The sequence below is a fragment of the Rhodococcus erythropolis R138 genome (assembly GCF_000696675.2).
GTDB classification, from domain to species: Bacteria; Actinomycetota; Actinomycetes; order Mycobacteriales; family Mycobacteriaceae; genus Rhodococcus_F; species Rhodococcus_F erythropolis.
This window is the reverse complement of sequence record NZ_CP007255.1, coordinates 3,455,436-3,482,316: the sequence shown is the minus strand read 5'-3', so window position 1 is coordinate 3,482,316 and position 26,881 is coordinate 3,455,436. Positions and strand designations below refer to the sequence as shown.

Genomic DNA, 26,881 nt, shown 5'->3' with positions numbered 1-26,881 from the left:
TGGCGCTCGCTTCACGGGCGTGCGGCTCGGTGGCTTCAAGTTGTCATGCCCGTTCGGAGTATCCGGAAAACATCGAGAGCACCCGAGCCATCTCCGGTCCGATGACCGCCATGGCCGGTGCCTCGATCATCTCGTTGTGTCCGCATCGCACCGGTACCTCCACGATCCGGCCCGTCACGAGCGGACGCCATTCCTGTGGCGACCTCTCCCGCGGAATCGTGTCGTCTTTTCCGTCAGCCGGGAAGATCAGCAGGTCTCCCTCGTAGATCTGGGGAACGAACTGGTGCGTGATTCTCTGCGAAGTCTCGTACCCTCTGGCAATCCGCTCGAGGTCCCGACCGTCGACTCCCGTCTCGGGCCCGAGCCTCCGGGCCAACACGGCCGCCGCCTCGTCGAAGGTCAGATCTCGGTCGGTCTCGATCTCGAGGCCGAGTCCTCGCAGTAGGTCTCGGACGTCGAGTGCGGCTGACGCAGGGGCATCGCCGTTGTCGGGGTAGCTGTCCATCATCGTCAGTGTGGCAACTTCGCGGCCGGACGATTGCAGTTCGACGGCCATGGCGTGCGCGATGACTCCGCCGAGGGACCAACCGAGCAAGTCGTACGGCCCGTCCGGCGAAACGGCTTCCATCTCTTCGACGTAGCGATGCGCCAACTGTTCGATCGACTGATAGTCACCGTCGTCGCTGAGTGCGGGTAGCTGAAGTCCGTACACCGGTCGGTCCTCGGGCAGATACCGCACCAAGCCGGCGTACCCCCAGGACAGGCCGATACCAGGGTGCACGCAGAACAGCGGTCGCCCACTTCCTTCTGTCCGCAGCGGAACAACCACGGCGAGAAGCTCTTCCATGCCGGCGTCCACTGTCGGCATGTCGAGGCGTCGAGCGATTCCAGCGGGTGTCGGGTCGAGGAACATCCACTGAAGCGGAATTCTGCGTTGGAAACGGGAGTGCAGTGCGCTGACGATTCGGGTGGCTACCAGGGAGGACCCGCCCAGGTCGAAGAAGCTGTCGGTAGTGCTCACCCGGCTGACACCCAGAACCTCGACAAACGAGTCGACCACGGCGCGCTCGGTGTCGGTGACCGGCTCGCGGAACTCGGCTGCAGCCGAACTGAATTCGGGTTCCGGTAGAGCCTTTCGGTCGAGCTTGCCCACCGGTGTCATCGGAATCCGCTCGAGAAGTACCACTGCCGACGGAACCATGTGCGAGGGAAGTCGGTCGGCTGCGTACGCCCGTATCTCGTCGCTGTCGGAGGCGTCGGCAGCTGACGCACGCACGTACGACACGAGGACCGTTTCACCCGACGGTCCCGTGTAGCCGATAGTCGCGGCGAAGTCCACCGACGGATGGCGTGAGAGAACTGCATCGATTTCCCCGAGTTCGATCCGAAAACCACGGACCTTGACCTGGAAGTCGCTGCGCCCGATGTATTCGAGTGTGTGATGCACTCCATCGCCGGACCCAACGATTTTGGCACTGTCACCGCCGGATTCACGCCAACGCACGACATCTCCGGTGCGGTACATCCGGCGCCCCGGCGATCCGTACAAGCAAGCGACAAATCGTTCCGACGTGAGCGACGCCCGATTATGGTACCCACGTGCCATACCTGGGCCGATGATGTACAACTCCCCCGGCACGCCCACCGGTACGGGCTGCAAACGCTCGTCCAGCACCAGGAAGCCGAAGCCCACTGCCGGCGAGCCGATGTTCACTCCCGCACCGGGTTTCATCGAATCGCTGACACTCGCCTGCACGGTGGTTTCAGTCGGGCCGTAGCCGTTGTGCAGCCTCCGACCCGGCGCCCATTGCGCGACGACCTCCGGCGGGCAGGCCTCGCCCACCAGATCGAGAACACGGAGCGCCTCGAAACCGTTGTCCCCCAACGCCGCCAGCGCGGTCGGTGTAATGGTGGCATGAGTGACCTGCTCGCGCCGGAAAACATCGGCCAATTCGGCGCCACCGTACACAGCAGGCGGAACGATCACGACTTGCGCCGAGGCGCTGAATGCCATCGTCAACTCGAAGATGGAAGCGTCGAAACTCGGCGATGCCAACTGTGAGACATGAGAGTCGTGAGTGACCTCGAACCTCTCACGAGTTTCGGCCGTGAAGCTCGCCAAACCTCGATGAGTAATGTTCACTCCCTTGGGTTTCCCGGTAGATCCCGAGGTGTAGATCAGGTAGGCCGGATGATCGAGGTTCAGTTCACCGGTTCGATCGTCATCGGTGATCGGTTCGGGCGACAGCGCGGCTACCCGCCGGGCGAAGTGTGGGTCGTCGAGTTCCAGCCAGGGAACAACGTCGGGTAGCTGAGTTCGGCTGGACTGAACGGTCAAACCGAGCGAGGCTCGGCAATCGGCGAGCATGTATTCGACGCGCTCGCGCGGATAGGCCGGATCGACAGGCACAAAAGCCGCTCCGGCTTTGGTCACCGACCAGATCGCCACCACCGATTCGATCGAGCGAGGCATTCCCAGTGCCACGAAGGTCTCCGGGCCCACACCGCGACCACACAACTCCCGGGCAACACGATTCGACCACTCGTCCAGGTCGCGATAACTGAGCTGCCGGTTCTCGAGCGACAGGGCCACCGAGTCCGGATCGATCGCCACGGCGTCCGCCAACAACTCAGGCCACAATTTCGGAGGTACTTCGGGGAGCCCATGCGCCGGCATCAACTCGCGACGTTCAAGATCGCCGAGTAGATCGATGTCACCGATCGGTACCTGCGGATTCCGGGTCACGGCCTCGAGTACACGAACGAACATGTCGGCAAACCCGCTGACCGTACCGGGGTCGAAGAGATCGGTGGCAAAGTCGACGGCTCCGCTCATCCCTCCCGGTGCACCGCGATCGTCGTACTCTTCGGCGAGGAGGAATTCCAGGTCTACCTTCACTACCTCGAGTTCTGGGTCGATCCCGCGGACTTCCAGTCCCGCCAGCTTCAGAATCGGCCGATCGTTGTTCTGGAATTCCAGCGACACCGAGGAAATCGGTGCATAGGCGCTCGACCGTTTCGGCCCGACCGCGTCCACTACCCGCTCGAAGGGAACGTCGGAGTGCGCGAACGCGGCGACGTCGACTTCGCGGCAATGCGCAACCAACTCCCGGAACGATTGAGCCGGGTCGACCTGTGTGCGCAGTGCGAGCGTGCCGACGAACATGCCCACCAGATCATCGAGGGCACGATCTCCCCTGCCGGCGATCGGCGTTCCGATCACGATGTCGTCGGTGCTGCCCAAACGTGCCAGCAAGAGCGCGAGCGCTGCATGCACAGTCATGAATGCAGTGGACTCTTGCTGCCTCGACACGCCGCGGATACGGCGGTGAAGATCACTGCTGATCGAGAAGTGAATCCGCGAGCCGTGAAAACTCTGTTGTGTCGGCCGGTCTCGATCGAGGGGAAGTTCCAAGAGGTCGGGAGCGCCTGACAGTGCGCGTCGCCAGTAAGCCAACTGCTCGGTGATCACCGACCCAGGGTCGTCGCCGGAGCCGAGAATCTCCCGTTGCCAGAGCGCAAAGTCGGCGTACTGGACTGGAAGCGGCGTCCACTGGGGTTCCCCGCCGTACGCGTGGGCCTCGTATGCAATCATCACGTCTCGGGTCAGTGGAGACATCGAGAAGCCGTCAGCCGAGATGTGGTGCACCACTACGGCAAGTACGTGTTCGCGCTCATCGATGGTGAACAACGCTGCCCGCAGGGGAATTCGTGCGGCGACGTCGAAACCGGCCGAGACCATTCGGGCAAGCTCGTCACGGAGATGATGTTCGTCGGTCACCGATGTCTCGGCCAGTTGTGGGAGCGCGGCGCTTTCGGTGGGCACGATGTGCTGGACCGGTCCGTCGCCGTGGACCGGGAACATCGTTCGCAGCGATTCGTGGCGGGCGATGACATCGGACATCGCTGATCTCAAGGCCGGTTTGTCGAGTTCACCGCTCAACCGCACCACGAGCGGAATGTTGTAAGCAGGAGAACTGGTGTCGAGTTGATTGACGAACCACATCCGCTGCTGAGCAAACGACAAGGGGATGTTGTCGGGTCGGGGGCGCGGTTCCAGTCGCTCCGACCGTTCGGCGACCGACTGGTCGATCACCGTGGCCAACTCGGCCACCGTCGGCATCTCGAACAGGTCCCGCACGCCGACGGTAGCTCCGAGCACCGCCCGTAGCCTCGCCGCGACCGAAGTGGCGCTCAGAGAATTTCCACCGAGCTCGAAGAAACTGATGTCGGTACCGACTCGTTCGAGGCCGAGCACCTCGGCGAACACGTCCGACACTGCCTGTTCGACCGGGCCGACAGGGAGACGGAAATCCCCTGTGGTCGTCTCGATTTCGGGTCTGGGCAATGCCGAACGGTCAACTTTTCCGACAGCGGTCAATGGTATGTTCTCCAGCACCGTGAGAACGGCAGGCACCATGTGCGAAGGCAAGCGCCGGGCCACGGCGCGAATCAGGAGCCTGGTGTCCAGTCGACCCGCGGTGGGCACGACGTACGACACGAGTCGGGTGTCTCCGGTGGGGGCGGAATCGGCAACCGTAACGGCAAATCCGACGTTGGGCTCCGACATCAGCACACTGTCGATCTCACCGAGTTCGACACGGAAGCCTCGAACCTTGACCTGGAAGTCGCTTCGCCCGACGTACTCGACACACATGTCCGCCGTCCATCGCACGATGTCGCCGGTGCGGTACATCCGCGTTCCTGGGTCGGCCGGATTGGCAACAAAGCGCTCTGCCGTCAACCCCGGCCTTCGGTGATATCCCCGCGCCACGCCTGGTCCGGCCAGATACAGCTCGCCGGGGACCCCGACGGGAACCGCTTGAAGTCGAGCGTCGAGCACCAGTTCACTGACGCCACTGACAGGTCCACCGATCGTGATGCGTTCCCCGGCGGTCATGGGCGGACTGACGTTGGACATGATCGTTGCTTCGGTCGGTCCGTACGCGTTGTACAGGCGGCGGCCAGGTCCCCAGCGAGCGACGAGATCGGGTGGGCACGCCTCGCCCCCGAATACGACTTCCGAAAGTTGTTCCAGCCCAGCCGGGTCCACCGTTGCCAATGCCGCCGTGGTGATGAACGCGTGCGTGACGGAGTGCTCGGCCAGAAGCTGCGCCAGGTCCTCGCCCCCGTAGATCCCGGGTGGAGCGATAACCATCGTCGCCCCGGCGCCGAAAGCCTGCAGATATTCGAAGAGCGACCCGTCGAAACTCGGAGTGGAGAAGTGCAGCGTGCGTGATTGTGGAGTTGCGCCGTAGCGTTCGCGTTGGTCTCGGGCGAAGTTGTCGAGCCCTCGCTGTGTGACCACGACTCCCTTGGGCACGCCGGTCGACCCCGAGGTGTAGACCACGTAAGCAGCTGAATCCAACCCGATCGGACGGAGTCGGTCGTTGTCGGTCAACGGGCTCCCCGAGAATTCCTCGCACTTCTTCGTGAAATGCGGATCGTCGAGAATCAGCCACTCCGCGATATCGGGCAATCGATCTCGGCCCGCGGTGGTGGTCAATCCGAAGCTGACCATCGAATCGATCAGCATGTGATTGATCCGCTCGTCGGGATAGGCGGGATCGATCGGCACGAATGCAGCGCCCGTCTTGGCGACGGCAAGTATCGACACCACGGACGTGAGAGAACGTGGGACACCGACTGCTACGTAGTCCTCGGTTCCCAGTCCTCGCGAGACCAGCACGCGAGCAATGCGATTGGAGAGGATGTCCAGCTCGCCGTAGGTCAGGCTGCCGTCCGCCGATTCCACGGCGAGCGCGTTCGGATCACGCTGGGCTGCCGCATCGAAGATCTCCGGGAAGACGCGCGACGACCCACCAGCCGTGCCACGGGCCGGCACCAATTCGGCACGTTCGGACGGGGCGAGCACCGACACCACAGCCAAGGGGCGATCCGGCTGGGCACACGCTTCGAGTACACGATGCAGTCGTCCGGCGATCTCTTCGATGTCGGCGGCACCGAAAACCTCGGGTAGGTACTCGAATTTCAGGCGGAGTCTGGTGTCGACCGATGCCACCAGGCTGAGCGGGTAGTGGGCAGCGTCCTTGGCTTCGACATCGATGATCCGGATCCCCGCGATATCGGTATCGGACGAAAGGCCCTGACGGTCAGCGGGATACGATTCGAAGACAGTCAACGTATCGAATCCGGTCTCCGGCCCCGTGGCTAGTTGGATCTCGGAAAGCCCGAGATAGTGATGATCCGACAGCTCTGCTTGCTCGGCCTGGATCCGCGCGAGGAGTGTGCCGATACTTTCTCTCGGGCGCAGAGTGATTCGGACCGGAATTGTGTTGATGAAAAGCCCGATCATGGTTTCGATCCCGGTCAGCTCGGGAGGTCGACCCGACACCGTCGCTCCGAACACCACATCGTCTCTCCCGGTCAGTGCAGCGAGGACGATCCCCCACGATGCCTGAACAATTGTGTTGATCGTCAGCCCGAGTTCACGCGCCATCCCGCGAAGTGAGGTTGTGAACTCCTCGTCCAGATCGAACACCCACTCGGCCGCCATGGTGGAGAGTCGACGAGATCGAACCGCCGGAGCCAACAGCGTCGGTCCTTCGACTCCGCTCAGCGTCCTCGCCCATACAGCTCGAGAAGCTTGCTGATCGCGGCGGCTCATCCAGGTCAGATAGTCGCGATACGCGCGCGCGTGAGGCAAGGCCGCCACTTCACCGTCAGCGGCATAGAGCGTCGCCAACTCCCGGATCAGCAGTGGCATGGACCAGCCGTCCAGAAGGATGTGATGGTTGGTGAGCACCAGCGTGAACTTTTCGGGGGCGAGAGCAATCAGCGTGAATCTGATCAACGGCGCCTGCGCCATGTCGAACGGGCGCGCTCGGTCCTCCGCCAGTGCTCGATCAAGATCCTGATCTGTTGCACCAGTGAGGTCGATTTCCTGCCACGGCGCTGCCACGGTGCTTCGGACCACCTGGACGGCACGGCCGTCCGCGCCGTGAAGGAAGGCGGTACGCAGGTTCTCATGCCTGTGGAGCAGCGCGTCGGCGGCGCGATGCAGGCGCTCCGAATCGACTGCGCCGGCTAGATCGAGAGCCACTTGTACGAGGTATGCGTCGACCGATCGTTCGGCAAGTTCGGCATGGAACAACAACCCCGCTTGCAATGGAGAGAGCGACCATACGTCGGTCAGGTCGGGGCACCGGCTTTCGAGGTCGTCGACCGCGTCCTGTCGAAGATCGACCAGATCGAAGTCCGAGGGTGTGAATCCGCCGCTGTCCGTCGCGTACTCTCCGAGCCCGACCAATGCGTCGAGCCACCACTGCGCCAGTTGCCGAACATCATCCGCGCCCAGAATGTCCGGTGGGAACGTCCAGCTGGCAACGAGCTGCGGGCCGTCCTCGGTATCACTGTTGTCGGTGTCGCTGTCGTCGACGGTCATCACGTTGACCTCGAGGACGCCGGCGAGTGGGAGATCGACGGCCGTAACCGTCCGCAGGTCCTCGTCACGGATCGGTACCCATCCCGCTGAAGCGTCGGCCTCGGATCCACCGACGCGTCCGAGATAATTGAAACTGATCTGGGGCTCCGGAAGTTGCGAAAGGGTGTGTGCCGTTTCGCGGTTCAGATAGCGCAGCAGCCCGAAGCCGATGCCGCGGTCCGGCACCGCCCGGAGTTGTTCCTTGACGGCCTTGGCAGCGACGCCCGCGGCCGGGCCGCCGGCGAAGGCGTCGCTCGGATCCACTCCGCTCAGATCGATCCGCACCGGGAAGATCGACGTGAACCATCCCACTGTGCGAGCAAGATCTGCCCCGGGAACCACCTGTTCCTCGCGTCCGTGCCCCTCGAGGCTGATCAATGTCTCCGGATTGTCGATCCCGCGGTCCATGCGCCAGCGGACCATCGCAAGTGCCAAAGCCGTCAACAACCCGTCCTCGACGCTCCCGTGAATCGCCTGCGGCACTGTCGTCGACACGGCCTCGGTCAATGCCGTGGGAACTCGTACTTCGATGTCGGTGGTGACCGAGGCGGTGTCCCTCTTCGTCAGGGCGCGCACACCCAGAGTCGGATCGGGACCCTCGAGCACCTCTCGCCAATAGTCGAGTTCAGCAACCCGATCCGGCTCGCGCGCGGCGTCGACGAGGCCACGTGCCCATCGACGCATCGAGGTCCCGACCGGAGCCAGTGACGGGTCGACGCCTGATTGCACCTGCGCACAAGCAAGTGCAAGATCGGGGATCAGGATTCGCCAGGAAACACCGTCCGTCACCAGATGGTGCGCTACCAGTAGCAACCGTTTCTGGCGCTGTCCTTCCTTTTGAATCTGTCCGTCGGTGTCGAGCAGGACTGCCTGCACCATCACACCTGTCTCCGGGTCGAGCCGCCCCAGAGCTGCGTCGAGTTCTGCCGAGACCGTCTCCGCGGCAGCACCCTCCAGGCTCACGTGGCGTACGACGGTCTCCGCCCGCACCGTACCTGCTGGCGCAACGTCCATCCGCCGAGCGGATTCAGGATGCAGCGTCGCCCGGATGCCCGCACGGAGGATGTCGTGGTGGTCCAGCACGACCTGCATCGCCTGTGTCAGCGTGACCTCGTCGAGCGTGGCAGGAACCGCGAGGAGAACAGATTGTGAGTACCGCCGAAAGTCTCCGCCGCGATCGAGCATCCATTCCGCGATCGGTGTCAACTCGATCTCCCCGACGCCGCCACCGGGCAACTCGTCGAGAACAGCGTGACCGCCAGACGTACCGGCCGTCTCGGACAGCGCCGCAACGGTTTTGCGTTCGAATACCTCGCGTGGTGAGATCAAAACTCCGACAGACTTGGCTCGCGTCACCAACTGGATGGACATGATCGAGTCACCGCCGAGAGTGAAGAACGAATCGTCGACCCCCACCTCGTCGAGTCCCAGAACCTCGGCGAACAGGCCCGCAAGGATGCTTTCCGTCTCGGAGGCGGGGCCACGACTCACGGTTGTCTGTAGCCCGAAGTCAGGTTCAGGCAACGCTTTCCGGTCGAGTTTGCCGTTCACCGTCAGCGGCAACGCCTCGAGAACCGTCACGACAGCGGGGACCATGTGTGCCGCCAACCTCTGTGAGAGATACTCGAGCAACGCCGCCGGAGAGACAGTGGCAACGGCCTCCGGCACCACGTAGCCCACCAACCGGTCTCTGCGGGCCACCACCGCCGCCTGAGACACGCCCACTCCGGAGAGCAGCGCAGCCTCCACCTCGCCGAGTTCGATTCGGTACCCCTTTACCTGCACCTGCAGATCGTTTCGTCCGAGGTACTCCAGCTGCCCGCTGTCGTTCCAGCGCCCCAGGTCACCGGATCGATACATACGCGCCCCACTGACGGTGAGGTCGGGAATGAACCGCGCGGAGGTCGGACCGAACCGGCCGAGGTATCCGCGTGAAACCTGATCGCCGCAGACATACAGTTCACCCACCACACCGGGCGGCACCGGGTGCAACCGCTGATCCAACACATACACACGCAATCCGGGCAACGCCCGACCGATCACCGAGGCCGATCCGTCACGCGCCAGCTCACGATCGAGCGGTAGATGGCTGACGTGCACCGTGGTCTCCGTGATGCCGTACATGTTGACCAGATCTGGTGACGAAGTCCCGCGGCGGGCGTACCAGCGCGTCAACTGTCCGAAGTCGAGGGCTTCTCCACCGAAGATCACGTAGCGCAATGACAGGGCAGCGCTCCCGATACGCCGGTCGGCTTCCGCCAATTGATAGAAGGCAGTGGGAGTTTGATTGAGCACCGTGACACGTTCGTGCCGTAGCAATTCGAGGAATGCCTCTGGTGAACGGGCCGTGAAGTAGTCGACCAGTACGAGCCGGCCACCGTGGGCGAGTGCGCCCCACATTTCCCAGACCGAGAAGTCGAATGCCTCGGAATGGAACATCGTCCACACATCGCCGCTGTCGAAGCCGAAGAGCGCTCGGGTGTTTGCCAGCAACGTCACGACGCTGCGGTGGGAAACCTGCACCCCCTTCGGACGCCCAGTAGACCCCGAGGTGTAAATCACGTAGGCCACCGAATCGGGTCGGAGCGGTAGCAGGCGGTCTTGGTCGGTCACCGGAAACGGAGAACTCCTAAGCAGCGCTTGGAGAATCGCCGGGTCGTCCACGGCAATCACTGGAATCTCGTTGTCTGCGATTGCGTCACTGTCTCGTATGTCGGCGCCGTCGGCCCCAGTGGTCAGCACACACTTCGGCGCGGAGTCACGCAGCACGAAGTCCACCCGGTCGACCGGAGAAGTCAGGTCCACCGGTAGGTATCCGCCACCCGCCTTCACCACCGCCAGCAATGCCACCACCAGGTCGATCGAGCGGGTCATCGCGACTGCCACCAGGGTTTCCGGCATCACACCCTGAGCCACCAACAGTCGAGCGAGGCGGTTTGCTCGCTCGTCGAGTTCGCGGTAGGTGACGGACAATCCGTCGCAGCGCACCGCCACGGCATCACCGGACGTCAGCACCGCACGATCGAAGAGATCCGACAGCGAATCCTCGCGTGTTCCGACGCCCGAGACCGAGGCCGAGGCCGATGGCGCAACCAGCATCTCGCTGTATTCGCCGGCCAGAAGTATGTCGATGTCGCCGACGACTGCCGACGGATCCTCGATCACGGCGCCGATCACTCTCTCGAAGCGCTCCGCGATGCGCGTCACCGATACTCGATCGAAAATATCTGTTGCATAACGGAAACCGGCGCTGATACCGGCCGGCCCACCGTGCTCGTCGACGTGTTCCATCACACTCAGTTGTAGATCGAATTTTGCAACCGCGAGATCGATGTCGAGCGAGCGAGCCGTCAGTTCCGGCAATTCGAAGCGCAGTCCCGTATCGGTCTGGAATTCGAGGAGTACTTGAAAGAGGGGTGAATGCGCGGTGGAACGGTCGGGCGAGAGGTCATCCACCAACCTCTCGAAGGCAATGTCTGCATGGTCGAGTGCACCGAGATCCGTTGACCGCACCGCAGCCAACACCTCGGCAAAGGTTGCTCCGGATTCGACGGGTGTGCGAAGCACGAGCGTGTTGACGAACATCCCGACCACATCGTCGAACACCGAAGCACCGCGCCCTGCGACCGGAGTGCCGATCACTACGTCGTCCGACGCCGAAAGCCGTGCCAGCAACACCGCGAGCGCCGCATGCATCGCCATGAACATGGACGCACCATTCTGGTGTGCGAGGTCGGTCAAAACTCGATGGATCTCGGGTGAGAAGTCCATCGAAACCACCGCGCCCTCGGTAGACCGTTTCGGCGTTCGTGGTCGATCGAGAGGGAGCGGCAAGACTTCTGGAATATCCGACAGCTTCGCTGTCCAGTAATCGAATTCATCCGACGTCGACGTTCCCGGACCAACTTCTGCGTCGAGGATCTCCCGCTGCCACAGGCTGTAGTCGGCATACTGGATGGGCAGTGGCTCCCAGTCCGGATTCTGCTCCTGAGCACGGGATGTATAGGCGCGCATCAGGTCACGTGCCAGTGGCGCCATCGAGAAACCGTCCGCGGCGATGTGGTGGACGACGATCGCAAGAACATGCTGCTCCGGCCCGATTCGGAGTAACCTCACGTGCAGCGGGAACTCTTCGGCCACATCGAATCCGACGTCGAAGAACGCGTGCAAGTCCGTAAAAAGCCGCTCGCCGGGAATCGGCACGGGGTGGATTCGAGGAGCAGCGAGCGCTGGTTCGGCGATCACCTGGTGGGGCCCGTTCGCGGACGTCGGGAAGATCGTTCGAAGGGTTTCGTGCCGTTCCACCACATCACCCAGTGCGGCTTGGAGCGCACCCGAATCCAGGAAGCCGTCCAGTTGTAGTGCGACGGGGATGTTGTAGAGCGGAGACGAGGTGTCGAACTGGTTGACGAACCACATGCGCGCCTGTGAGAGCGATAGCGGAATGTGTTCTGGCCGGGTCTTACCCGCGATTTCTGAAATCCTCGAACCTTCCCGCCCCGAACCTTCCGGCCCCGAACCTCGCAGCACAGCTTGTAGCTGATCGATCGATGCCGCCAGATCAGCGACCACGGGAGTGTCGAACAAGGCCTTCACACCGACATTCGTGCTCGATTCGGATCTGATGCGCGCTGCGACGCGAGTGGCGCTGAGCGAGTCTCCACCCAGTTCGAAGAAATTGTCGTCGGCGCCCACCTGGTCGAGATCGAGCACCTCGGCGATGGCTCGAGTGACCATAACTTCGGCTCGTGTGCTCGGCGTCCGATAGTCCGCGGCTGTAAAAGTAGTGTCCGGGAGGGCTTTACGATCCAACTTCCCATGCACCGTCACCGGAAACTCCCCCAACACCACCACCACCGACGGCACCATGAACCCCGGAAGAGACCTCCGCACCCCCTCCAACACCACCACCTCATCGACCACCACACCCACCTCACCCACCACAAACCCCACCAAAAAATCCCCACCCACACCCGACCGCAACACCACCACCGCACCAGCCACCCCCACCTGAGCAGCCAACACCGCCTCCACCTCACCCAACTCCACCCGCTGCCCCCGCACCTTCACCTGAAAATCCGTGCGCCCCACAAACTCCAACACCCCACCACACCCCCACCGCACCACATCCCCCGTCCGATACACCCGAGCACCCACCACCCCCGACACCGGATCCGCCACAAACCGACCCACCGTCAAATCCACACGACCCTCATACCCCCGAGCCACCTGCACCCCACCCACATACAACTCCCCCACCACACCCACCGGAACCGGCCGCAACCGCGAATCCAACACCAACACCCGCGTATTCCACACCGGCCGACCAATCGGAACACCCACCCCCACAACACCATCCACCACATGAAACGTCACATCCACCGACGCCTCCGTCGGCCCGTACAAATTCACCAACTCCGCACCACACACCCCCGCAAACCGCCCCGCCAACACCGACGACAACCCCTCACCCGACACAAACACCCGACGCACACTCGAACACCCCACCACCACCGAAGGCTCCCCCACGAACACCTCCAACATCGACGGCACAAAATGCACCACCGACACCCCCCACCGCTCGATCACACCCACCAAATACACCGGATCACGATGCCCACCCGGATCCGCCACCACCAACCGCGCACCCACCATCAACGGCCAAAACAACTCCCACACCGACACATCGAACGACACCGGCGTCTTCTGCAACACCACATCCCCCACACCCAACGGAAACTCCCCCTGCATCCACAACAACCGATTCACCACCCCCGCATGCGAAACCACCACCCCCTTCGGACGACCCGTCGACCCCGACGTGAACATCACATACACCGCATGCTCAGGCAACAACACCCCCAACCGATCACCCACCCCCACCGGATCACCCGAAAACCCCGAAACATCAACACAACCCACATCAACAAACCCCACCCCCACCGGCAAACACCCACCATCACCAACCCGCGACAACACCACAACCGGATCCACCACCCCCACCACAAACCCCACCCGCTCCACCGGCGCACCCACATCCACCGGAACAAACACCCCACCAGCCCGCACCACCGCAAACACCGCCACCAACAACTCCACCGACCGCGACAACACCACACACACCCGCGACTCCGGACCCACCCCCAACGAAATCAACAACCGCGCAAAACGATTCACCCGAACATCAAACTCACCCCACGACAACACCACCCCACCACACACCAACCCCCCACCACCCACACCAGCAAACCGCCCATCCAACACATCCACCAACGTCAAACCCCCCACCGCAACCCCCACACCATCCCAACCACCCACCACCAACCCACGCTCACCGGCGACCAACACGTCGACCTCACCGACCGGTGTATCCGCGTTCGCTGCAAAGGCGGCAAGAATTCGCGACATTCGCTGTGCAATGGTGCCGACCGCGGCGCGGTCGAATGCCGCCGGCTGATACCGCAGGCTCACCTGCAGCGTCGGTTCCGCGACCGACAGCACGGTGAGCGGGTAATGCGTGGCGTCGCGGGCATTCACAGCGGTGATGCGCATACCGGCTATGTCGGTGTTCCCGTCCATCCCCGAGGTATCGATCGGATACGACTCGAAGACCGACAGTGTGTCGAACAAATTGCCTGTCCCTACGGCAGATTGAATCGCGCCGAGTCCGACATAGTGATGATCGAGCAGATCTGTCTGCTCGCCTTGTAGTCGCGCGAGCAGCTGTGCACACGTCTCGTCCGGATCCAGCTGCACGCGGACAGGCAATGTGTTGATCAGCAGCCCCATCATGTTTTCCACACCAGGCAATTCAGGTGAGCGGCCTGAGACTGTGACGCCGAAGACTACGTCTTCGCGGGAAAGCATTCGAGACAACAGGACACCCCACGCCGCTTGGATCACCGTGTTCATCGTGATCCCGCTCCGCTGGACGAGCGCACCGAGTCCGTCGAGCACCGAATCGGGCAGATCGACGGCGACCTCTTCGGGTACCACCTGATCGGCGGTCGGCGCCGAAGCCGCCAACAACGTCGGCTCGTCGACGCCTTCCATGGCGTCCTCCCAGACCGCGAGCGAGGTCTCGATGTCGCGGTGCGCCAACCATTCCAGATAGGTGCGGTACGACGGAGTCTGGGGCTGATCGGCTGGGACGCTCTCGACCGGGAGACTGTCGTCCGCGTATCTCATCAGCAGCTCGCGTACCAGCAACGGCATCGACCAACCGTCGAGAACGATGTGATGGTTAGTCACCACCAACACACACCTCGTCGGCGAGGTTCGCAGCAGCGTCAGCCGAAGCAGCGGCGGCGAGGCGAGGTCGAAGGGTGCACTGCGATCCTCGTCGAGGCGGCGCTCCAGCTCTGCTTCGGTTGCCGATCCGCAATCACTCAGGTCGACCTCGGTCCAGGGAATCACTGCATCGTCGAGAATCAACTGCACCGGTAGGCCGTGTGCGTCGTAGACGAACGCTGCACACAGATTCGGGTGGTTTGCCAGTAGTCCGGCAGCAGCGCCGCGCAAACGCTCGGAATCAACCGCTCCTTCCAGCTCGACGCACAACTGCGCTGTGTAGACGTCCGTCGACGTAGCCGCCAGTGAGGCATGGAACATCAGCCCGGCCTGAAGGGGCGACACCGACCAGACATCACGCAATCCGGGGAAGTCGTTCTCCCAGCGTTCGATCTGTTGTTGGTCCACGGAGACCAGGGGAATGTCCGACGGCGTCAGACCGCCCGCATCAGGTCGCGACGCGTGCGCGGTGAGTCCGTCGAGCGCACGACGCCACAGTTCCGCGAACTCCGCGATGTCAGACCTGTCGAGCACTCCGCGGGGAAAGGTGAAAGATGCTGTCAGGCAGGGCCCGTCGACATGGTCCTCAACCGCCGCGTTGATGTCGATCACGGACGCCACAGGCATGGACCGATTCTGGGTTCCGCCGAGCTTTCGATTGCCCTCCACCGGCAGCCAGTCCTGTGTTCCGTCAGAGGAGCTGATCCGGCCCAGATAGTTGAAACTGATCTGAGGAGAACGGAATCGGCCGAGTGGTTCGCTCTCGCCCGACAGGTAGCGCAACATCCCGAATCCGATTCCATGATCGGGGATCGCACGCACGTATTCCTTGACGGCTTTGAGAGCCCGTCCGGCGTCGGCGCCACCTGCCAGTGCGTCGTCGACGTCGATTCCGCCGAGGTCCACGCGCACCGGGTAGAGCGTGGTGAACCAACCAACGGTGCGCGCGAGGTCTGCGCCAGGAACCGCTCCTTCCTCGCGGCCGTGTCCTTCGAGCGTGATCAGGGCGGCAGCGGTATCCATACCGCGGCGTCGTCGCCACTCGATCGAGGCCAACGCAACAGCAGTGAGGAGTCCGTCGTTCACGCCGGCGTGAAATGCCGCAGGAACCGTGGTGAGTAGGTTCCTGGTCACCGGAGGCGCGATGTCCACTGTGACGGTGTCGACCGTGCCGTGGACGTCGATCGTGGGATCGAGTGGGCGCGAACCGATCAGCGGGTCATCGCCGTCAAGGATCGTTTTCCACATGTCCCGTTCGACGCTCCGATCGCCCACGTGCTCGACAAGCCCGTGCGCCCACCGCCGGAACGACGTTCCGATCTGTGGCAGTTCGGGCGTGACACCGGCCCGGAGTTGTGCTGTCACCGTCGCCAGGTCGGTGACCAGAATGCGCCACGAGACGCCGTCGACAACCAGGTGATGAATCACCACGAGTAGTCGGCCCCGCTGGTTCGACAAGTCGGGTTTGTCGACCAGGTCGAACCAGATCACGCGCACCATGTCGGCCGCGGCGGCATCCAAGCTGTCGGCAGCGGCCTCGAGCTCTCCCGACGCCAAGGCCCTGAAACGTTCGTCGTCCACCGAACCGACAGCTACTCGATGGATCAGTCCTTCGGCCGAGATCGAGCCGGGTGGTAGGACTTCCATGACCCGGTCGCTCTCGTCCAAGCGTGCTCGCAGCATTCCGTGGCGGTCCAGCAACTCCTGGACACCACGGACAAGGAGGTCCTGGGTGAGATCAGCGGGAGCTGTCAGCAAGAGCGCCTGGGAGAACCGTTTCAATTCACCGCCACGCAGCCCGCCACTGCTACGGTCGAGCATCCACTGCGCCACCGGGCTCAGTGGAACAGTTCCGACAGCGGACCCCGGTAGCTCCGCGAGCACATCAGGACCGTCCTGCTCCACGTGCGCCGACTCGGCAAGCGCGGCAACAGATTTGTGGTCGAATACGTCTCGGGGCGAGATGATCACACCAGCATCGCGAGCGCGGGCCACCAATTGGATGGACATGATGCTGTCTCCACCGAGCTCGAAGAACGAATCGTGCACTCCTACGGTGCCCAGGCCGAGAACCTGCGCGAACAGAGCGGCAAGAAGATTCTCGGTTTCCGTTCGCGGTGTCCGGTCGGGTGTGGCCGTGGACGAGAAATCGGGTGCCGGAAGCGCTGCGCGGTCCAGTTTTCCGTGAACCGTCAGCGGAAGTGCGTCGAGCACCACCACCGCCGCAGGCACCATGTACGACGGCAGACGCTTGCCTGCATGCGCGAGGACGTCTCGCGGATCGACACTCGCTCCGCGATCGGGAACCACGTATCCGATCAACCGATCCCTGCCGTTCAACCGATCCCTGCCGTCGCCGTTCCAGACGCCCGTCACCGCCTGGGCCACGCGCGGGTGCGTCTGCAGTGCCACCTCGACTTCCCCGAGTTCGATGCGGAACCCACGGACCTTCACTTGGGCATCGGTGCGCCCGAGATACTCCAGCCGTCGGTCGGGCGTCCACCGCACGCGATCGCCCGTGCGATAGATCCGCGTTCCCGGCGCACCGAAGGGATCTGCGACAAACTGCGTGGCGGTCAACGGGGATCGCCGGTGATAGCCGCGAGCGAGAGCCGGCCCGGCAAGATACAACTCTCCCGCGACACCTACCGGTACCGCTCTCAGACGCGAGTCCAGCACTACCTCGCTGAATCCGCGAGTAGGTGCGCCGATGGTGACCGGGTCGTTCGGAGCCAGTGCCGCACTGATGCTCGACACCACAGTTGCCTCGGTAGGACCGTAGGCGTTGAACATCTTTCTGCCCGGCGCCCAGCGGGCCACCAATTCCGGCGGGCAGGCCTCCCCACCTGTCACGACACAACCGACAGTGGTGAGTCCGTCTGGGGCGACGGACGCCAAAGCCGCCGGAGTCACAAAACAATGGGTGACGCGCTCGCGCTCCAGTAACGCCGCCAGCTCCGACCCGCCGTAGACGGTCGGTGGCACGATCACCATCGTGGATCCCGCACCAACGGCCAACATGAGTTCGAGAACCGAAGCGTCGAAACTCGGCGAAGCGAAGTGCAGAGTTCTGGATCGGGTCGTGGCGGCGAATGTCTCGCGCTCCTGGAGAGCAAAGTTGCTCAACCCGCGATGAGTGACCGTCACACCCTTGGGTGTTCCCGTTGATCCCGAGGTGTAGATCAGATAGGCCGGATTGTCGATTCGAATCCGTGCCTTCCGATCCTCGTCGGTGACTTTCGATGGCGAGTACGCCCACAGCCGTTCCTCGAAACCAGCATCGTCGAGGACCAGCCACGGCACGAGGCCGGACAATGCTGCGTGGTGAGCTCGGGTCGTTATCCCCCACGCTGCACCGGAGTCGCCCAGCATGTACTCGATACGTGCAGCAGGAAGTCCCGGGTCCACGGGAAGGAATGCCGCACCTGTCTTGGCAATGGACCACACCGCCAGAACGGACTCGACGGAGCGTGGGAGACACATCGCCACCACCGTTTCGGGACCCACTCCGGATTCGATCAGCATGCGGGCCAATCGATTCGACTGTGCGTCTAGTTCGAGATAGGTCACTTCACGTTCCTCGAACACCAGCGCGACGGCGCCGAGATCCTGGGTGGTCGCCATATCTGTTGCTGTCGTGAGCAAATCGGGAAGGGTCTGAACAGCGGTGGAGATCACACCTCGCACGGGTACCAGTTCGGCTGACTCACGGGCGTCGAGGATATCGACATCTCCGATCCGCGATTGCGGATCCGTGGTGACGTACTCGAGAATCCGTTGCAGGCGGTCGACGAAGCCCCCTACTGTTTCCTCGTCGAAAATATCTGCGGCATATCCGAATTCAGCACGAATACCATACGATTCACCGGCGGTGCCAGTGTTCTGCGCCACCGTCAACTGCAGATCGAAGGTGATGGTGTCGATCTCGACACCCACGTCGGTCACCTGCAGGTCGGGAAGTTCCAGTGTCGGTCGCTCGATGTCTTGGAACTCCAACATGACTTGAAACAGGGGCGAGTATGCCGTCGAACGTGAAGGATTCACTATCTCGACGACTCGTTCGAACGGCACGTCGGCATGAGTGAAGGCGCTCAGATCTACGTTTCGGACCTGGTCGAGGAACTCCCCGAAAGTCGCGCCGCGGTCCACTGCAGTGCGCAAGACCAACGTGTTGACGAACATACCCACCAGGTCGTCGAGTTCGCGCTCCCCACGCCCGGCGATGGGAGTTCCGACGGCTACGTCCTCCTCATCGCTGAGCCTCGCCAGCAGCACTGCCAAGGCTGCATGCACAACCATGAAGACGGTGGCGTTATGTTTGCGCGACAGGGCAACCACACCGGCATGAACCTCCGGACTGAACGCGAACCGAATCCGTCCGCGTCGAAGCGAACGCACATCACCGCGCGGTCGATCGGTCGCAATGTCGAGAACTTCCGGTGCACCCGCAAGATTCTCGACCCAATAGGCGAGCTGTTTCGAGATCAAAGACCGAGAGTCGGATTCCGAACCCAACCAACCACGTTGCCACAACGCATAGTCGGCGTACTGGATCTCGAGCGGCGCCCACCGAGGAGCCTCACCGCTCACACGGGAGGTGTATGCGCTCATGAGATCTCGGGCCAGCGGTACCGTGGAGAATCCGTCGGCGGCGATGTGGTGAATCACGATCACCAGGACATGCGAGTGGACCTGGTCGTCTCGCCGCAACAAGGTGGCGCGCATCGGGACCTGCTGCATGACGTCGAAACCATCCGAAACGATCTGCCGGCAACGCTCGCGCAGCTCTTCCTCTCCCCGCACAAGTATCGGTGCAAGATCCGATACCACCTGTGAGGTAGACATGATCACTTGACGCGGGCCGTCATCATTGAGAGGAAAAACAGTGCGCAAGGACTCGTGCCGCTCGACGACGTCGACAAATGCCGCGCGAAGTGCACTCAGATTCACTGTGCCGTCGAGCCTCAACGCGCACGCGACGTTGTAGGCGGCGGACTCGGGGTCGAACTGATTCGCAAACCACATTCGCTCCTGCGCCGGCGAAAGTGGGATATCCGTCGTCGTACCCCGCGGCCTCAACGCCGGCTTGGCCCCCTCTCCTCCGCGACACTGCGCCAACTCGGCCAGCGCTGCAACGGTAGAAGCATCGAAGACGTCGCGGATGTCGATCCGTTCGCCGAGAACAGAATTCACTCGCGCAACCAACCTGACTGCACTCAGAGAGTTCCCACCAAGGGCAAAGAAGTCGTCGTACACGCCCACCGTCGACGTTCCCAACAGATCATCGAAGATTGCGGCAACCGTCTCCTCGACCGGCGTTCGCGGCGCAACATACTGCAGCGATCGAGGTTCGAAGTTGACGTCCGGGAGGGCTTTACGGTCCAACTTCCCATGCACCGTCACCGGAAACTCCCCCAACACCACCACCACCGACGGCACCATGAACCCCGGAAGAGACCTCCGCACCCCCTCCAACACCACCACCTCATCGACCACCACACCCACCTCACCCACCACAAACCCCACCAAAAAATCCCCACCCACACCCGACCGCAACACCACCACCGCACCAGCCACCCCCACCTGAGCAGCCAACACCGCCTCCACCTCACCCAACTCCACCCGCTGCCCCCGCACCTTCACCTGAAAATCCGTGCGCCCCACAAACTCCAACACCCCACCACACCCCCACCGCACCACATCCCCCGTCCGATACACCCGAGCACCCACCACCCCCGACACCGGATCCGCCACAAACCGACCCACCGTCAAATCCACACGACCCTCATACCCCCGAGCCACCTGCACCCCACCCACATACAACTCCCCCACCACACCCACCGGAACCGGCCGCAACCGCGAATCCAACACCAACACCCGCGTATTCCACACCGGCCGACCAATCGGAACACCCACCCCCACAACACCATCCACCACATGAAACGTCACATCCACCGACGCCTCCGTCGGCCCGTACAAATTCACCAACTCCGCACCACACACCCCCGCAAACCGCCCCGCCAACACCGACGACAACCCCTCACCCGACACAAACACCCGACGCACACTCGAACACCCCACCACCACCGAAGGCTCCCCCACGAACACCTCCAACATCGACGGCACAAAATGCACCACCGACACCCCCCACCGCTCGATCACACCCACCAAATACACCGGATCACGATGCCCACCCGGATCCGCCACCACCAACCGCGCACCCACCATCAACGGCCAAAACAACTCCCACACCGACACATCGAACGACACCGGCGTCTTCTGCAACACCACATCCCCCACACCCAACGGAAACTCCCCCTGCATCCACAACAACCGATTCACCACCCCCGCATGCGAAACCACCACCCCCTTCGGACGACCCGTCGACCCCGACGTGAACATCACATACACCGCATGCTCAGGCAACAACACCCCCAACCGATCACCCACCCCCACCGGATCACCCGAAAACCCCGAAACATCAACACAACCCACATCAACAAACCCCACCCCCACCGGCAAACACCCACCATCACCAACCCGCGACAACACCACCACCGGATCCACCACCCCCACCACAAACCCCACCCGCTCCACCGGCGCACCCACATCCACCGGAACAAACACCCCACCAGCCCGCACCACCGCAAACACCGCCACCAACAACTCCACCGACCGCGACAACACCACACACACCCGCGACTCCGGACCCACCCCCAACGAAATCAACAACCGCGCAAAACGATTCACCCGAACATCAAACTCACCCCACGACAACACCACCCCACCACACACCAACCCCCCACCACCCACACCAGCAAACCGCCCATCCAACACATCCACCAACGTCAAACCCCCCACCGCAACCCCCACACCATCCCAACCACCCACCACCAACCCACGCTCGGGCGCACCCAGAATCTCCGTATCACCCACTGGGGCAGTTGGATCCGATACGACCGACCGCAGTAGGCGGACGAAGCGCTCCCCGAACTCGGTGACTGTGGTGCGCTCGAAGATATCGGAGGCGTAGGTGAAGGCGGCGTCGAAACCCACCGGGATTCCGTCCTTGCCACGCTTTTCGGAGAGCGACAATTGCAAGTCGAATTTGGCGACACCGATGTCGACTGAAACAACATCGACACCGAGTCCTGGTAGTTCGAGGTGAGGATCTGCGGTGTTCTGAAATTCCAACAGAACCTGGAAGAGCGGTGAATGAGATGGTGAACGCTCCGGAGCAACTGCATCGACGACTCGCTCGAACGGCACCTCGGTTTGCCCGAACGCTGCCAGATCAACTTCGCGAGTTCGTGAAAGGATTTCCTCGAAAGTCGCGGCGGAATCAACGGCGGTTCGCAGGACGACCGTGTTGACGAACATCCCGACCAGATCGTCGAGGACTTGCTCGGCGCGCCCTCCCACCGGAGTGCCGATCGTTATGTCCGGCGAGGCGCTCAGCCGTGCCAACAGAACCGCCAGCACTGCGTGCATCACCATGAACGGTGTCGCGTTGTGATTCCGAGCGAGTTCGAGGAGGTCACTGTGCACGTCTGCGGGCACCGAGAATAGGACCGATTCACCGCGCATGGATCGTTCCGCCGGCCTCGGTCGATCCAGCGGAAGGTCGATCACGTCAGGTAGACCGGACAGGGTGGACGTCCAGTAGTCCAACTGCTTCGCCTGGAGCGTGTCCGGATCGGCGTCACTGCCGAGCAGTTCGATCTGCCATTGGCTGTAGTCGGCGTACTGCACAGGCAAAGGCGGCCAGTCCGGTGCCCGACCGGCAGCCCGCGCCGCGTAGGCGCGGGTCAGGTCGCGGGCCATCGGCTCGAGAGATGCTCCATCCGCCGAAATATGGTGAACCACCAACGCGAGGACATGAACGTCCGGAGTGATTCGAAAAAGGGAGCCGCGCACGGGCACGTTCGCGCTCACGTCGAACCCCTCGCGAGCGAGATCGGCGATGCGCCTGTCCAAGGCTTCCTCGTCAACGGATACTTCCCACGCCATCTTCGACGTCACACGTTCCGAAGGAACCACCACCTGATGTGGACCGTCGACCGACGATGGGTAGACGGTGCGAAGCGATTCATGTCGATCGACAACATCTCCCATCGCGAGTTTCAGCGCAGCCACATCCAACGCCCCTGACAGTCGGACCACCATCGCGATGTTGTAGGCCGGGGACGAAGTGTCGAACTGATTGACAAACCACAGGCGTTGTTGCGCCAGAGACACCGGAATCTCGTCCCTGTACGAATGTGCCTGCAGGATTGGACGCTTCGAATGCGAGGGATCAACGCCGGAGGACTTCGCGTCACGCACGTGGAGAGCCAGTGATTCGATCGTCGGTGCTTCGAACAAAGTCCGCACCCCGAAATCGATTGCTTCAGCTGCGTTGACTCGTGCGATCAGCTTTGTGGCGATCAGTGAGTTCCCACCCAGCTCGAAGAAGTCGTCACCCGCACCCACCGCCTCGGCACCTAGAACGTCGGCAAAAATCTCGGCCAGCAGTAGTTCTTCGGCGCCCTCGGGCGGTCGAAAGTTGTCCGACCGAGCATCGAACCGAGGTGCCGGTAAGGCAGCGCGATCGACCTTTCCCGATGGAGTTACCGGCAACTCGTCGAGAAGAACAAAGGCCGCAGGAACCATGTACGACGGCACACGGCTCGCGGCGTACTGCGTCAGATCGGCAGTCGAGAGCGCACTGCCGCCGGCAGGCACGACGTACGTGGTAATCATCGTTGTACCGGAGGGAGCCGCACGCGCCACGGTAACTGCATTCTCGACCTGCGGACACGACTGCACGACGCTGTCGATTTCCCCGAGCTCGATACGGAATCCGCGAACTTTCACCTGGAAATCGCTGCGACCGACGTACTCGAGTGCACGGCCACGGCGCCGCCGCACCAAGTCCCCCGTTCGATACATCCGCCGGCCCGGGAGACCGAACGGGTCGGCCACGAATCGTCCTGCGGTCAACGCATACTTCCGGTGATATCCACGTGCGAGCGCGTCTCCCGAGATGTACAGCTCGCCCACAACACCGTCGGGGACGGGGTGCAATCGCTGATCGAGCACGATCTCCTCGAAACCGCGGAGCGGACCGCCCACTGTGATGTTCTCCGACGACACCATCGGCTCGCCGATGTTCGACATGACGGTGGTCTCGGTCGGCCCGTAGGCATTGCACAGCCGTCGGCCGGGAGCCCACCGCTGCACAAGATCCGGCGGACAGGCCTCACCACCGACCACCACGTCGCCGAAGTCCGAAAGGCCCTCGGGCGAAACTGTTCCGAGCGCCGCAGTAGTGACAAAACCATGCGTGACACGCTGGGATTCGAGGAAGCGAGACAGCTCGTCACCGCCGTAGATCGTGCTCGGTGCAATCACCATGGTCGCTCCGGCACCGAAAGCCAGCAGGTATTCGAAAATCGAGGCGTCGAAACTCGGGGTCGAGAAGTGCAATGTTCGCGCATCCTGGGTCGCACCGAACCGCGAACGCTGTTCGGCAGCAAGCGCTTCCAGTCCACGATGCGAGACCGTCACCCCCTTGGGGAGTCCGGTGGAACCCGAAGTGTAGATCACGTATGCGGGATTGTCGGGGCGGATCGGGTGCACCCGATCGACATCGGAGATGGAGCGGACGGACAACCGCGTAAGTCGGCCACCGAACGCAGCGTCGTCAATCGCTAGCCAGGAAATCGAATCCGGCAAGCGATGAAGTTCGGAAACGACCGTGAGCCCCAGTACGGCGCCGGAATCGGTCAGCATGAAGCGAACACGTTCACCCGGATAGGTCGGATCCACCGGCACGAATGCCGCGCCGGCTTTGGTCACCGCCAACATCGCGACAACCGATTCGATCGAACGCGTCAAACCCAGCGCCACACTGTTTTCCGGACCGATGCCGCGGTCGATCAAGACTCGGGCCAACTTCGACGAACGCTCGTCGAGTTCTCGATACGTCAACTCGCCATCGAGATACGACAGGGCCACGCCGTCGGGGTGTGTGCGCGCCGCACCGTCGAACAGGTCGGCCAGGGTGCGGTGCGAAGCGCGAGGGTCACTGCGGACAGGCTGCATCGCGGATCGCTCGTCGTCGGACAAGATGTCGATGTCGCCGACCATCATTGCCGGATCTGTGGTGACGGATTCCAGGACGCGCGCGAACCGCAAACCGAGGCCACGTACTGTCTCGGCGTCGAACAGGTCGGTGGCAAACGCGAGCGTCACCGTGATTCCGGACGGCGTACCCACCTCGTCGAACAGTTCGACTGCAGACACTCCGAGATCGAAGCGGCCGAGGTCGGGAGGGTGCTCGTCAGCGCTGGCGACGGACTCGAACGTCACCTGTATCACCGGCGCATACGCAGGTACATCCTCCACCTCGAGCGACTGCGCCACCTGCTCGAGCCGTATCCCACTGTGCGGCAGCGCAGTACTTCGGACCTCGACGACACTGCCCACGAGCGCCGTGAACGGCGTCTCCAGATCGATGCGACTCCGGATGGCAACGATGTTCGCGTCGGATCCCGTCGGCGTACCGATTACCACGTCCGAAGCCCCGGACAATCGGCTCACCACTAGCGCGAAGCCCGTATGTAGGACCGCGCGTGTGTCCGTCCCGAGATCACTTGCCATTTCTGTAATCCGCGCGTGGGTGTCTGCGGCGATCACGACCTCAACCTGTGCACTGTCCAGCGATTGCGTTGCAGGCCTGGGTCGATCGAAGGGAAGTTGCAACAGTTCGGGCGCCCCGGTGAGCTCATGTCTCCAATATTCGAGGTGCCGCACTTCGCGTTGTCGTCGCTCGCCCTCCCGTGCCGTCGGGCCGTGAATGTCTGCGAGTTCGGCACCGGAATCAGACGCGATCAACTCTTCCAGTAAGCCGACAAAATTCCGGTGGTGCTCGCGTAAACCCGCCTCCTCGTATCGGATCGGGTTTGCCCGGAAGTCGACACGCAGCCTGTCGCCGCTCGGATACACGTTGACCAGAAGGTCTTCCACCGGCCCGGAGGTGACGATGTGATACTCCCCAACCACCTCGCCCAACTGCACCTCCTGGCGAAACAGCATGACGTTGACCATGGGTCCGGCATATGAGTCTTCGCCTTCCAGACCGCTCGTCACGCCTGCGTCCCGACGGATGTCGTCGAGGCTGCAGCGCTGGTGCCGCAATGCACCCATGAGCTCATGCTGGACCTGGGCGAAGAGTTCACCGACGGTGTCGACGGCTGCGATGCTGATGAGCAGCGGCGCGACGTTCACCATCATGCCGCCCGAGTCCCGCAACACCGCCGTAGTCCGTCCGGACATCGGAACATGAATCTGGACAGTCTCTTTCGCCGTCATTCGCGAGAGGTACAACGCGAGCGCAGCGATGACCGTTGCAGCGTGGTTCTCGGATTCGTGGAGAAGGGCACAGCTCCGGTCCGACATCAGTGTGCTTTCGAGTCGGCTCTCGATGTGTGCGGGCCCAGAAGCCTCCGCCAAGCTGGATCCGGCACCGACTGTATTGCGCCCTGCCCAGTACTCACGATCGGCAGCGAATCGATCCGACTGTCTGTACCGCTCGTCGATGTCGTACAGCGTGCGCAGTGTCGCGGCACGACTCGGCTGCAGATCTTTTCTCGCCGCCGAGGCCGAGTACCGATGCGCAATGCGGTTCATCATGGTCATGGCACCGAAACCGTCAAGCGCGACATGATGGATACGGCTGTACCACAGATAGTGCGCGTCACCCACGCGCAGCACAGCGGTCGCGACGATTCCGTCGACTGCCAGGTCGAGCCGCGTCCGGCAATCTCGACGCATCCACTCGAGCGCAGCCTCGAAGGGATCCTCGGTCCAGCGGAAGTCGACCAAACCGACCGAGATTTCGGCCTTCTCGTCCACGTACTGCATCGGCCGACCATCGACCTCGATCACTTTGAGCATGGGAGATTGAAACTCGTAAGCAACTGCCCGCGTTTCGCGATCCAGTAATTCGACGTCGAGTTCGCCGCGCAACTCCACGTAGTGCGCTATCAGAATCGGGACTTCGGGATCGAATTGCTGAGCGAACCAGGTTGCCCGTTGGGCGGCCGAGAGCGGAAAAAGCGTCTCATCAGAAGGGTCGGTCCGACTTACCTCGAAGGGTTTCAC

Annotated in this window: 1 protein-coding gene; it reads right to left on the bottom strand. The window is 62.6% G+C overall.

Features of this window, described 5'->3' with window-relative positions:
• Positions 1-43 precede the first annotated feature (43 nt).
• Entirely contained in the window at positions 44-26,881 is a 26,838-nt protein-coding gene (locus H351_RS15985) for a non-ribosomal peptide synthase/polyketide synthase (RefSeq protein WP_037119533.1), read from the bottom strand.